Raw genomic sequence first — 12490 nt, 5'->3', positions numbered from 1 at the left:
AGTGCAAAGAGCATGAAAATTCTTCTTGATGATGAACATCCTGCAGTAATTCCCGGTGACACAAGCAGCACAGTGGCGCCACCTTAAACCTTTTTCCTCGGCCTGCCAATGCCCATTTCATCAGGAGCAGTGGGCAATGGAGTGAGCCATGACAGTGCCATCGTGCCTCGGTGCGCTTTGAACCCATGCCTCAGGCCCGGTAAGATGCACGGCACGTGTATCTCTACCCTTTCAGGACGCCCCCCATGAGCATCAAATCAGACAAGTGGATCCGCCGCATGGCGCAGGACCACGGCATGATCGAACCTTTCGTCGAGCGCCAGGTGCGTGGCGAAGGGGCCGACCGGGTGATTTCCTTCGGGGTGTCCAGCTACGGCTACGATGTGCGTTGCGCTGACGAATTCAAGGTATTCACCAATATCAACTCGGCCACGGTGGACCCGAAGAATTTCGACGAAAAGAGCTTCGTCGATATCAAGAGTGACGTGTGCATCATCCCGCCGAACTCGTTCGCTCTGGCCCGCACCGTCGAGTATTTCCGCATACCCCGCAATGTGCTGACCATCTGCCTGGGCAAGAGCACCTATGCCCGCTGCGGGATCATCGTGAACGTGACCCCGCTGGAACCGGAGTGGGAAGGGCACGTCACCCTGGAGTTCTCCAACACTACGACCTTGCCGGCGAAGATCTACGCCAACGAGGGCGTGGCGCAGATGCTGTTCCTTGAGTCGGATGAAGAATGTGAAGTCTCGTACAAGGACCGCGGCGGAAAATATCAAGGCCAACGCGGAGTTACGCTTCCGCGTACATGAAAACTTGCGCGGGCCGACGAACCGGGGGAATTTGCCCCGGTTCTGTCACTCTACCGTGTGAACTCCCCGATTTTGTATTTCGAAACGGGCCCACGCTCAGGAGTGCCTATGAAAATCGACCCGACCATCAGTGCAAAGCTCGCCTCGCTGCGGCCGAACCATGTCGGCATGCTCGCCTGGTCGCTGCTTGCCAACCCCTCCGTCATGCAGGCGGGAGGCGTGCCGGGGCAGCCAGATCCTGACACACCTTTTCAACAACCAAGCGAACCTGGTGAACCCACCATCCCCGACCAACCGCCCCCTGCGCCCGTAGCGTGATTTACGCAGGCTAGCCAGTTGAGGTAAAAGGGCTTCGCGATGAAGCCCTTTTACAATTACCACAATCAAGGCCTGCCATGCGTGCTCAGCTCCTGCCCAAGCGGTTCCTAGCTTCCTGCCTGTTTGCCGTTGCCCTCATCCCCTACGCCCAGGCTGCCGAGCCGCCTCCCAATCATCTGCAAGCCGTGCTGGATCGTGGCGTGCTGCGAGTGGGCACTACTGGCGATTACAAGCCCTTCAGCTACAAGACCCCAGAGAACGGCCAGTATATTGGGCTCGACCTGGACATCGCGAAGGGCCTGGCCGACTCGCTCGGGGTAAAGCTGGAAGTGGTCCCTACCAGCTGGCCATCGCTGATGACGGACCTTGCCGCGGACAAGTACGACTTGGCGCTGTCGGGCGTATCAGTGAACCTGGAACGGCAGAAAAAGGCGTTTTTCTCGCTGCCCTATCAGCGTGACGGCAAGACGCCAATAACCCTTTGTGCCAACAAGGATCGCTATCAGACCCTGGCCCAGATCGACCAGCCGCAGGTCAAGGCGGTAGTCAACCCGGGCGGCACCAACGAGAAATTCGCCCGAGCCAACCTCAAGCAGGCGCAGATCCTGGTGCATCCGGACAACGTGACCATCTTCGAGCAGATCGTAGAGGGAAAGGCTGATCTGATGATGACGGATGCGGTGGAGACGCGCCTTCAACAGAAGCTCCACCCCGAGCTATGTGCCGTTCACCCCGATGCGCCGTTCGACTTCTCCGAGAAAGCAGCCTTGCTGCCCCAGGACGTTGCCCTGAAGGCCTATGTGGATCAATGGCTGCATCTGGAAATTGCCAGCGGCCGGTTCGACCAGCGTATGCAGCACTGGCTGGATTACCCTTGGCAGCCGGCGCGCAAATAAAGCTCGTACAGGTTTTATGCGCTCACCCCGCCACCGGCCACACCTGCCCATCGCCAACCACAAACAACTTCACTCCAGGCTTGCGATCGACGGCGAACCCGCCAGTGAACGCGCCAAAGGCCGGTAACAGGGTGACCTGTTGGCCTACGTGAAAGCACGGCAGCCGCAATCGCTGGCGGCCCGTGCCGGTGAGGAAAAACACCGGGTGCACGTGCCCGGCCAATACATGGCGTTCCGGGTGAGGGTGAGGCTCATGCTGCAGGGCCAGGTTGCCTAGCAGTAATGGCTCGGCAACCACTTCAAAGCCCAGGTCGGGCGGCGGGTCTCCGGCACGGTGGTCGTGGTTACCCCGTATCAGCACAATCCGCAATGTCGGGTTCGCCGCCCTCCATTCCCGCAACTGGTTCAACGTACCGGCCGCGTGGGAACCCGGGCCATGAAGAAAGTCGCCCAGGAAAATCAGCTGCTCCACCGGGTGGCGGTCGATTACCTGCTGCAGTACCGCCAGGTTGGTGCCGGTGGTGCCGTGGGGCACGGGCTGGCCCAGGCTTCGATAGGCGGCTGCCTTGCCAAAGTGGGCGTCGGCGATCAGTAGTGCCCGTTGGCTGGGCCACCAGATAGCTTTCTCGCCCAACAACCATAACTGCTCGCCGGCTACTACCAACTCGCGATCACCGCTCATGGTCGTGCCTCTGGCCCGGCGGCTTTTTCGAGGTCGTTCACCATGCGTGCAATACGGTCTGCCAGCTTCTCGGAGCTCATGCTTTCGCGCATCCGCTCCACTAACAGCGGAAAACTCAGCGGGGTAGGGCGCTTTACCGTACGCAGGTCCAGCTGCCGCTCGGCGATCCGCTGAAGGGTTTGCTCCAGGCGCACCACATCCAGCTCCTGTCGCAGCACCTCCTCCTGCGCCTGGGTCAGCAACAGGTTGCCAGCGTCATATTGCTTGAACACTTCGAAGAACAGCCCGCTGGAGGCCTGAACCTGTCGGGTGCTTTTCTGGGCGCCGGGGTAGCCGCCGAACACCAGCCCGGAAATACGCGCAATTTCCCGGAAGCGTCGCAGCGCCAGCTCTCCGGCATTCAGGCTGGCCAAGGCGTCCTCCAATAACCCCGCAGGCGATAACACTTCGCTGTTCAGTGCCTGACCCCAGTCCACTTCGCTGGGGCTGAGCAATTCCATGCCGTAGTCATTGACCGCGATCGAGAAACTGATCGGGCGCTGCTGGCCAAGCCGCCATGCCAGCAGGCTGGCCAGGCCCAAATGCACCAGGCGCCCGGCGAAGGGGTACAGGAACAAATGCCAGCCCTCGCGGGACTTGAGGCTTTCAGCCAGCAGGGTATGTCGGGTAGGGAGGGCGGACCATTGTTGCTGCACCTCCAGCAACGGGCGCACCGCGTGCATCGGCGCGCTGGCGTAGATACCCTGGCTGGCATCGTCCAGCTTGGCGACCAATGCATCGGCGAGTTCGCTGGACAGTGGCATGCGCCCGCCATTCCAGCGCGGCACGGAGGGCTTCTTGCCGCTGCCGCGCTTCACATAGGCAGTCATGTTTTCCACTCGCACCAACTCCAGCACCTTGCCAGCGAACAGAAATGCCTCGCCGGGGCGTAGCCGCGCGATAAAACCCTCTTCCACGCTGCCCAATGATCGGCCCCCGCCGCCTTTGCTCCAGTACTTCAAGTGGAGGCTGGCATCGCTGACGATGGTGCCGATGCCCATGCGGTGACGACGCCCAATGCGCGCGTCGGGTACCCGCCAGATGCCGTCGGCGTCTGGCTCGACTCGTCGGTAATCCGGGTAGGCGGTAAGGCTGGCGCCGCCATGGCGCACGAACGCAAGCGCCCAGCCCCATTCGTCATCGGTAAGGTGGCGATAGGCCCAGGCGCTGCGCACTTCCGCCAACAACTCATCTGGCACGAAGCCCCCGCCCAATGCGATGGTTACCAAGTGCTGCACCAGCACATCCAGCGGTTTTTCGGGCGATTCGCGAGGTTCGACCCGGCGAGCTTCAAGGGCGTCGTGGGCCGCTGCAGCTTCTACCAGCTCCAGGCTATGGGTGGGCACCAAGGTAACCCGCGAGGGCCGCCCGGGGGCATGCCCAGACCGCCCGGCACGTTGAATCAACCGGGCCACGCCCTTGGCCGAGCCAATTTGCAGCACGCGCTCCACGGGCAGAAAGTCCACGCCCAGGTCCAGGCTGGACGTACACACCACGGCCTTCAAATGCCCCTCTTTCAGGGCCATCTCCACCCACTCGCGCACTTCCCGCGACAGCGACCCATGATGCAGCGCGATCAGGCCGGCCCATTCAGGCCGCGCTTCGAGAATGGCCTGATACCACACCTCCGATTGCGCCCGGGTATTGGTGAAAACCAGGCTGCTCTGGCTTGCCTCCAACTGCTCCACCACTTGATCGAGCATGCGCAGGCCCATGTGCCCCGCCCAAGGGAAGCGTTCGATCGCGGCAGGAAGCAAGGTGTCTACCTGGATGACCTTGGCGGTGCCACCTTCGATGCGCGTGCCGCCGCCCTGGGGCAGCAACACCTGTTGGGCATGCTCAAGGTTGCCCAAGGTGGCAGAGATGCCCCACACGCGTAAGGCCGGATTCCATTGGCGTAGCCGCGCCAAGGCCAGTTGCAGCTGCACGCCCCGCTTGTTGCCAAGCAGTTCGTGCCATTCGTCCACCACTACCATGCCTAGGGTGGCCAGCTCATCGCGGGCCTGCTCGCGAGCCAGCATCAGCGTCAGGCTTTCGGGTGTGGTCACCAGCGCGCTCGGCAGGCGGCGGCCTTGGCGCGCGCGCTCGGCACTGCTGGTATCGCCAGTGCGCAGGCCCACCGTCCAGTTGATCTCCAGCGCTTCCACAGGCGCGAGCAAGGCCCGGTGCGTATCGGCGGCCAGCGCACGCATGGGGGTAATCCACAGCACTCGCAAGGGGGCAGCCGCCTTGCGCCTGGCAGTGATTGGCGGCGCTTCCGGGGCGAAGGCTTGCAGCGCCGCGAACCACACGGCGTAGGTTTTGCCTGAGCCCGTGCTGGCGTGCAACAGCCCCGACTCGCCACGGGCATTGGCTGCCCAAAGGGCCTTCTGAAAGGGAAAGGGTTTCCAGCCGCAGGCAGCGAACCAGGCTTTGGCGTAATCGGGGGGGCGTGGCATGAGGGGCGGCGTGGCTCCGAAGGCTTTCTTCAGTGACCACGCCGGCAACGGATTCGTTTAACCGTTACTTCAGGTTGACACTGAGGAACTGGCGCAGGCGCTCGCTTTTCGGGTTGCCGAGCACGTCCGCAGGGACGCCTTGTTCTTCCACGCGGCCCTGGTGCAGGAACAGCACCTGGCTCGATACCTGGCGGGCGAACGCCATTTCGTGGGTCACCATGATCATGGTGCGGCCTTCCTCGGCCAGGCCCTGAATCACCTTCAGCACTTCGCCTACCAGCTCCGGGTCCAGCGCGGAGGTTGGCTCGTCGAACAGCATCACCTCCGGCTCCATGGCCAGCGCGCGGGCGATGGCTACACGCTGCTGCTGGCCACCGGAGAGGAACGCCGGGTACTGATCGGCCACGCGGGCAGGCAGGCCGACCTTGTCCAGATAGGCGCGTGCGCGGGTTTCAGCTTCTTGCTTGCTCACGCCCAACACCCGCCGGGGCGCCATGGTGACGTTTTCCAGCACCGTCATGTGGCTCCAGAGGTTGAAGTGCTGGAACACCATGGCCAGGCGAGTGCGCAGCCGCTGCAGTTCGGCGGGGTCGGCTACATGCAGGCCATGGGTGGTTTCCCGCATGCCGATCACGTTGCCGTCCAGGCTCATGGCGCCGGCGTTGGGCGTTTCCAGGAAGTTGATGCAACGCAGGAAGGTGCTCTTGCCCGAGCCGCTCGCGCCGATCAGGCAGATCACATCGCCCGTGCGGGCTTTCAACGAAACGCCCTTGAGCACTTCGTTGTCGCCGTAGCGCTTGTGCAGGTCGTCGATGGTCAGTTTGTACATGCGCGTGGCGCCCTCAAGGAGAAAGGAGATAACCGCTGCGGTAGGCTTCGGGGCCGGCGATCCGAGCGACCACCATGCCGGCGGTGGCCATGCGCCGCAGCGAACGGGCGTAGAGCAACCCTGGCTTTTCGTTGTGCACCTGGGTGACGCGGTCGGTCAGCGGGTCGATGATCTCGGCGATCAATTGGCCGGCTTCCAGGTATTCACCAGGCATGCAGCAGAACACCAGAATGCCACCCACCGGCGTGCTCACCGGCTCCACACCGGCCAGCGGAGTAGCGGGGTAGAGCAGCTCGGGCTGGTCCATGGGCGTACTGTCGATGGCGCCGTACTGCTCCAGGTAGCTGATGATGGCCTGAGCGTCGCGGCTGGCGAGTGCGTGGTTCACATCCACTTGGCCGCGCAGCTCGATGGTCACCGAGAAGCTGCCCTGTGGAATGGGGAAGCGATCGGCGAAGCGCATGCTCAGCTTGTGCCATACCAGGCTGAAGCATTCGTCGAAGGATTGCCCGCCCGAATCGGTGGCCAGCAGGTTGGCCTGGGAGCCCAGGTAGCGGGCCAGCGGCTCCACCTTGGGCCAGGCCTCAGGCGTGGTGTAAAGGTGTTCGACCGCTTCGAAGTCGCAGTGCAGGTCCAGCACCATTTCGGCATCGCAGGCCAGCCGCTGCAAGGTAAGGCGCTGTGACTGCAACTGGGTGGTGGCCGGTTCAGCATACAGGCCACGGCGTAGTGCATCACGGATAAGCTGTACGTTCTGTTGCTCATCCTGGCTCAGCGAGGCTTCGATCTCATCGCCCACCTGCTCGCTGAGGTCCAGGAACCTGCGGTTGAAGTTTTCGCCGCTTTCCAGCTCGTAGCGGCCCAGGGGCGTGTCCATGAGAACCTGCTCCAGGCCCACCGGGTTGGCGACCGGAACCAGCACGATCTCGCGGCGCAGGCGGCCGGCCTGCTCCAGTTCGTTGAAGCGCTGCTTGAGGTACCAGGCCACCAGCATGCCGGGGATCTCATCAGCGTGCAGGGACGCCTGGATGTAGATCTTGCCCTGGCCTTCGGGGCCGAAATGGAAGCTCTCGATGGCCCGCGCGGTGCCGGGCAGCGGCGCGAGCAATTCGTGGCGTTGCTGTTTCATCGGATCTCCTTATCGGGCCGGGCCAAGGAAGGCCAGCCAGCGGCGTTCGGCAAGGCGGAACAGCCCAACCAGGGTAAAGGTGACAACCAGGTACAGCAGTGCGGCAATCCCGAACGACTCGAAGGTCATGTAGGTGGCCGAGTTGGCGTCCCGCGCGACCTTGAGGATGTCCGGCACGGTGGCGGTGAAGGCGACCGTGGTGGAGTGAAGCATCAGGATCACTTCGTTGCTGTAGAACGGCAGTGAACGGCGCAACACCGACGGCATGATCACATGGGCATACAGCTTGAAGCCGCTGAGGCCATACGCCTTGGCTGCTTCGATTTCACCGTGGGCCATGCTGCGGATGGCGCCGGCGAAGATTTCCGTGGTGTAGGCGCACGTGTTCAGGGCAAACGCCAGGATGGTGCAGTTCATGGCGTTGCGGAAAAACTCGTTGAGCAACGGTTGATCGCGCACGCCTTCCAGGCTGTAGATGCCGGTGTAGCAGATCAGCAACTGGATGTAGAGCGGCGTTCCACGGAACACATACGTGTAGAACTGCACCGGCCAGCGAATCCAGCACTTGCGCGACACACGAGCGATGGACAAGGGAATCGAAACCACGAAACCAATGGCGATGGAGGCGCTGAGCAGCCACAGCGTCATCGCCAGGCCAGTCACGTTCACGCCATCGGTATAGAGGAAGGGGCGCCAGTAGTCGCTGATCAGTTCGTTCAGCGGGCCCCAGTAATTCTGCAGTGCCTCGATCATCGGACGGCCTCCCGGGTGCCTGCGTTGAACCGGCGCTCCAGCCGGCGCAGCACGAAGTTCGAGGCGCTGGTGATCAGCAGGTAGATAAGCCCGGCGAGCACGAGGAAGTAGAACAGCTGATAGGTGCTCTTGCCGGCGTCCTGCGCGGCTTTTACCAGGTCTGCCAGGCCAATGATCGACACCAGGGCGGTGGCCTTGAGCATGACCATCCAATTGTTACCAATGCCGGGCAGGGCGTAACGCATCATCTGCGGGAAGATCACATAGCGGAAACGCTGCCCACGGGACAGGCCGTAAGCGGTGGCCGCTTCCTGCTGGCCACGGGGTACCGCGAGGATGGCGCCACGGAAGGTTTCGGTGAAATACGCCCCATAGATGAAGCCCAGGGTAATGACCCCAGCCGCGAAGGGGTTGATTTCGATGTAGTCCCACTCCATGGCGTCGGTGAACAGGGTAAGCCAGATCTGCAAGCTGTAGAAAATCAGCAGCATCAATACCAGGTCAGGCACACCGCGAATCAGTGTGGTGTAGATCTGCGCGCACACGCGCAAGGCGGCCACGCTGGAAAGTTTCGCGCTCGCGCCGATCAGGCCGAGGGAAACGGCCACCAGCAGCGACAGCAACGAGAGTTTTACAGTCATCCAGGTGCCCTCGAGAAGGAGGGGGCCGAAGCCTTTCAGACTGAATGCCGAGAGCCCCAGGCTCTGCAACAAGTGATCAAGCATGTATCAACCCTTTACAGTCGATAAAGGCGCCCGCCCGCGCCGCGAACGCCTGGCCGAAACCAGCGTGCGGGCGCGAGCGGGCGCCGTTTGGGGAGGCTTACTTACCGCTGTACAGGTTCAGGTCGCCGAAGTGTTTCTTCTGGATCTCTTCGTAGGTGCCGTCTTTGTGCAGCGCCTCGATGCCCTTGTTCAGCAGGGCCTGGAGTTCCTTGTTGCCTTTCTTGATGCCTACCGCGGTCTTGGCCGGCAGGTGCTCTTCGTTGACGATCGGCTCGCTCACCGCGTAGTCCGCGCCCTGTGGGGACTTGAGGAAGCCGAGTTCGGCTTGCAGCATGTCCTGGATGGAAGCGTCGAGGCGGCCCGATACCAGGTCGGCGTATACCTGATCCTGGTTCTGGTAGGCCTGGGTTTTCACGCCAGCCTTGTCCAGCACGGCCTTGGCGTAGGCCTCCTGAATGGTGCCTTGCTCGTAGCCCACGGTTTTACCCTTGAGTGCTTCGAGGGTGAGGGTGGTGCCTTTCTTGCCAACATAAGCGGTTGGGCCGGAGAACAGCTCGTTCGAGAAGTCGATGGCCTTGGCACGTGCCTGGGTGACGGTCATCGAAGAGATCACGCCGTCGAACTTGTTCGCCTTCAGGCCCGGGATCATCCCGTCGAAGTCGCTTTCAACCCACTTGCAGGTGACCTTCAGTTCTTTGCAGATGGCATTGCCCAGGTCGATGTCGAAGCCCACCAGGCTGCCGTCGGCGGCCTTGGATTCGAAGGGGGCGTAGGAGGGATCAACGCCGAAACGCAGCTCTTTATAGTCCTTGGCCATTGCGCCGCCAGCAGACAGACAAAGCGCCAGAGCGGAAAGGGTCAGCCATGTTTTTTTCATTTGCGGTCCTTAAAGACGAAGGTTTTTGCCAGAAGGTACAGCGTTACCGGCGAGTGCCAGACATCATTGTGATAGCAATATTCGCACCATGGTCCCTGATGGGCGGGCCGCCGAGACGCATGGCAATCCCTTTGCGTCGCAGTTCTGACCGAACCGGTGCCCCGAAGGGTTCAACCGCCCTGCGCCATTACGAGGCAGAGTGTTTCGGCGGCGCTATTGTGGTGCGAGGCGGGGCTCAACTCAACAGGTCTTGTAACGTTGCGAGACTATCGGCCTCCTCCACGGGCTTATCGTGACGCCAGCGGAGCATGCGCGGAAAACGCACGGCGATCCCGCTTTTGTGGCGTTTTGACAGGGCAATGCCTTCAAATCCAAGCTCGAACACCAAGGTAGGGGTAACACTTCGCACCGGGCCGAACTTCTCCACAGTGGTGCGACGAATGATCGCATCCACCTGGCGCATTTCGGCATCGGTCAGCCCTGAATACGCCTTGGCGAAGGGCACCAGGGTTCGCTCGGTTCCCGGTGGGCCGTCCCACACCGCAAAGGTGTAGTCGGTATACAGGCTGGCGCGGCGCCCATGGCCCGCCTGGGCATAAATGAGCACCGCGTCCACGGTGAAGGGGTCGACCTTCCACTTCCACCACACGCCCATGTCCTTGGTGCGGCCTACACCGTAAAGCGCATCGCGAGCCTTGAGCATCATGCCTTCCACACCCAGCCGCCGGGAGGCTTCGCGCTGTTGGGCAAGGTGGGCCCAGCTGTCGCCCTGCAGCACCGGCGACAGATGCAGCACGGGGCTGGCCGCGTGCGCGCACACTTGCTCGAGCATGTCACGACGGTCCGCCTGTGGTTGGCTGCGCCAATCCTTGCCCTCATGTTCGAGCAGGTCGTACGCCAGCAACGCCACCGGAATATCGTCCAGCAATTTACGGCTCAGGGTTTTACGGCCGATGCGCTGTTGCAGCAATGCGAAGGGTTGCACCGATGGCGGTTCGTCCTCGGTGCCCTCAGAAGCTTTCCATACCACGATCTCTCCGTCGATCACGGTGCCGTCGGGGAGGCAGGTGAGCGCCTGAAACTCCGGGAAGCGATCCGTGACGAGTTCTTCGCCCCGGGACCACACCCACAGGTGGCCGTCACGCTTCACTATCTGGGCGCGAATTCCGTCCCACTTCCATTCCACTTGCCATTGGTCACATGGGCCTAGAAGGGTATCGAACTGCTCCACCGGTTGCTGCAGGGCGTGAGCGAGAAAGAAGGGGTAGGGCTGCCCGCCGCGCTGGGCATGTTCGTCATCGCTCTCAGCGGCGATCAGCTTGAGGTAGCCCTCGGCAGTAGGGCGGTGGGAGAGGTCGGTGTAGCCCACCAGGCGCTGCGCCACGCGCTTGCTGTCCAGCCCGGCCAATTGAGCCAGCGCGCGCGTCACCAGCAGCTTGGACACCCCTACCCGGAAACTGCCGGTGATCAGCTTGAGGCACACCATCAGGCTTTGCCGGTCCAGTTGAAGCCACAGGGGCGGCAGCCGTTGGGTCAGTTCTTCAGGTGGCAGCCCGCGCAAGGGCAAAAGCTCATGCTCCATCCACCACGCCAGGCCCGCTTCGCTACTGTGGGGGGAATCCGGTAACACCAGCGACACGGTTTCGGCGAGGTCGCCCACCGCCTGATAACTTTCTTCGAACAACCATTCCGGCAGGCCAGAGAGCGCGATAGCCAGCTCCCTCAACAGGCGAGTAGGCACCAGTTGGCGGGGCCGGCCGCCCGACAGGAAATACACCGCCCACGCCGCATCCTCGGGCGCGGCCTCGGCAAAGTACGCTTGCAGGGCGGCCAGCTTGGCATTGCTGGAAGTGGTGGCATCGAGCTCGGCGTAAAGGCTGGCGAAGGCTTTCATTCTGGCTGGGGCTCCGTGGCGGCTTCGTCCTCGTCACCGTATTCGGTGGTAAAGCCCTGAGCATCCAGGCCTTGGTCGCACAGGTAGCGCACCAGCACGTTCACCGAGCCATGGGTCACCATCACCCGTTGTGCGCCGGTTTGTTCGATGGCCCACAACAGGCCAGGCCAGTCGGCGTGGTCCGAGAGCACGAAGCCCCTATCCACCCCGCGCCGGCGGCGGGTGCCGCGCAAGCGCATCCAGCCACTGGCGAAGGCATCGCTATAGTCGCCAAAGCGGCGCATCCACGTACTGCCACCTGCTGAGGGCGGCGCCACGATCAGCGCCGAACGCAGGGCCTCATCGGTTTTCTTGAAGTCACCGGCGTAGTGGGTGGGAGGAATGTGCACCCCGGCATCGCGGTACACCCGGTTCAACGGTTCAACTGAGCCATGGGTGAGGATCGGGCCGATGCTGGCATCAATGCCATGCAGCAGGCGCTGGGCCTTGCCGAAGGCATAACAGAACAGCACGCTGGCCTTGCCCGACGCCGCGTTCTCACGCCACCACTGGTTCACCTCCTCGAAAATCTCTGCCTGCGGCTGCCAGCGGTAGATCGGCAGGCCGAAGGTGGATTCGGTAATGAAGGTATGGCAGCGCACCGGTTCGAAGGGCGCACAGGTACCGTCCGGTTCCACCTTGTAGTCCCCGGACGCGACCCACACCTCGCCTTTGTATTCCAGCCGCACCTGGGCGGAACCCAACACGTGCCCGGCAGGATGAAGGCTGATCGTGACTCCGTTGTGCACCAACTGCTCGCCGTACGCCAGGGTTTGCAGGTTGATGTCTGCACCCAGCCGGGAGCGCAGGATCCCGGCGCCAATATCGGTCGCCAGGTAATGCCCGTTCCCCATGCGGGCATGGTCCCCGTGGCCGTGGGTGATCACCGAGCGAGGCACCGGCCGCCATGGGTCGATGTAAAAATCACCGGCCGTGCAATACAAGCCTTCGGGGCGTGCGATAACAAGGTCCATGGGCGGCTTCGCTGACAAGGGCTTGTTTGTTCAGAGCGGTGCGGGTTAGGGGAAGTTGCACCGGGTGGTTATGGTGGGGCTCGCT

At 62.4% G+C, this 12490-nt stretch carries 12 protein-coding genes; 3 read left to right on the top strand and 9 right to left on the bottom strand.

Translation table 11 applies throughout. The features are described 5' to 3' along the window. Nucleotides 1-245: 245 nt before the first annotated feature. The 3 genes from dcd to LG385_RS15665 all read left to right on the top strand — a co-directional run bounded on the left by dcd (nucleotide 246) and on the right by LG385_RS15665 (nucleotide 2026). Nucleotides 246-812, top strand: a complete 567-nt coding sequence (dcd, locus tag LG385_RS15675; RefSeq protein WP_181117303.1) for a dCTP deaminase — start codon at nucleotides 246-248, stop codon at nucleotides 810-812. Between the two features lie 108 nt (nucleotides 813-920). Continuing rightward, nucleotides 921-1130 (top strand): hypothetical protein, encoded by a 210-nt coding sequence (locus LG385_RS15670; protein WP_181117304.1) that lies wholly within the window; start codon nucleotides 921-923, stop codon nucleotides 1128-1130. 92 nt (nucleotides 1131-1222) lie between these two features. After that, a complete protein-coding gene (locus LG385_RS15665) occupies nucleotides 1223-2026 on the top strand; it encodes a transporter substrate-binding domain-containing protein (RefSeq protein ID WP_413247383.1) in 804 nt (267 codons plus the stop codon). Nucleotides 2027-2048: 22 nt separating this feature from the next. Here the strand turns inward: LG385_RS15665 and pdeM are convergent, their stop codons facing one another. The 9 genes from pdeM to LG385_RS15620 all read right to left on the bottom strand — a co-directional run bounded on the left by pdeM (nucleotide 2049) and on the right by LG385_RS15620 (nucleotide 12405). Next, complete coding sequence (gene pdeM / locus LG385_RS15660; RefSeq protein WP_225775037.1) at nucleotides 2049-2708, bottom strand: ligase-associated DNA damage response endonuclease PdeM; 660 nt, start codon at nucleotides 2706-2708, stop codon at nucleotides 2049-2051. Continuing rightward, complete coding sequence (locus LG385_RS15655) at nucleotides 2705-5185, bottom strand: ligase-associated DNA damage response DEXH box helicase (protein WP_225775036.1); 2481 nt, start codon at nucleotides 5183-5185, stop codon at nucleotides 2705-2707. Before LG385_RS15655 ends, pdeM begins: the two co-directional genes overlap by 4 nt. Nucleotides 5186-5249: 64 nt before the next feature. Continuing rightward, a complete protein-coding gene (locus LG385_RS15650) occupies nucleotides 5250-6014 on the bottom strand; it encodes an ABC transporter ATP-binding protein (RefSeq protein ID WP_225775035.1) in 765 nt (254 codons plus the stop codon). A gap of 13 nt (nucleotides 6015-6027) precedes the next feature. Continuing rightward, nucleotides 6028-7143, bottom strand: coding sequence for a succinylglutamate desuccinylase/aspartoacylase family protein (locus tag LG385_RS15645; protein WP_225775034.1), 1116 nt, complete (start codon nucleotides 7141-7143; stop codon nucleotides 6028-6030). Between the two features lie 9 nt (nucleotides 7144-7152). Next, complete coding sequence (locus LG385_RS15640) at nucleotides 7153-7896, bottom strand: ABC transporter permease (protein WP_375139707.1); 744 nt, start codon at nucleotides 7894-7896, stop codon at nucleotides 7153-7155. Next, nucleotides 7893-8621, bottom strand: coding sequence for an ABC transporter permease (locus LG385_RS15635; protein ID WP_225775033.1), 729 nt, complete (start codon nucleotides 8619-8621; stop codon nucleotides 7893-7895). The genes LG385_RS15640 and LG385_RS15635 overlap by 4 nt, the downstream gene beginning before the upstream one ends. A gap of 97 nt (nucleotides 8622-8718) precedes the next feature. Further along, nucleotides 8719-9498: a transporter substrate-binding domain-containing protein gene (locus LG385_RS15630; protein WP_181117311.1), complete on the bottom strand. Its 780-nt coding sequence runs from the start codon at nucleotides 9496-9498 to the stop codon at nucleotides 8719-8721. 235 nt (nucleotides 9499-9733) lie between these two features. Continuing rightward, a complete protein-coding gene (locus LG385_RS15625; protein WP_225775032.1) occupies nucleotides 9734-11392 on the bottom strand; it encodes an ATP-dependent DNA ligase in 1659 nt (552 codons plus the stop codon). After that, nucleotides 11389-12405: a ligase-associated DNA damage response exonuclease gene (locus tag LG385_RS15620; protein ID WP_225775031.1), complete on the bottom strand. Its 1017-nt coding sequence runs from the start codon at nucleotides 12403-12405 to the stop codon at nucleotides 11389-11391. The genes LG385_RS15625 and LG385_RS15620 overlap by 4 nt, the downstream gene beginning before the upstream one ends. Between the last annotated feature and the right edge of the window lie 85 nt (nucleotides 12406-12490).

This window comes from Pseudomonas sp. Marseille-Q5115 (assembly GCF_916618905.1).
Taxonomy (GTDB): Bacteria; Pseudomonadota; Gammaproteobacteria; order Pseudomonadales; family Pseudomonadaceae; genus Aquipseudomonas; species Aquipseudomonas japonica_A.
This window is presented reverse-complemented; position numbering and strand designations above follow the sequence as displayed.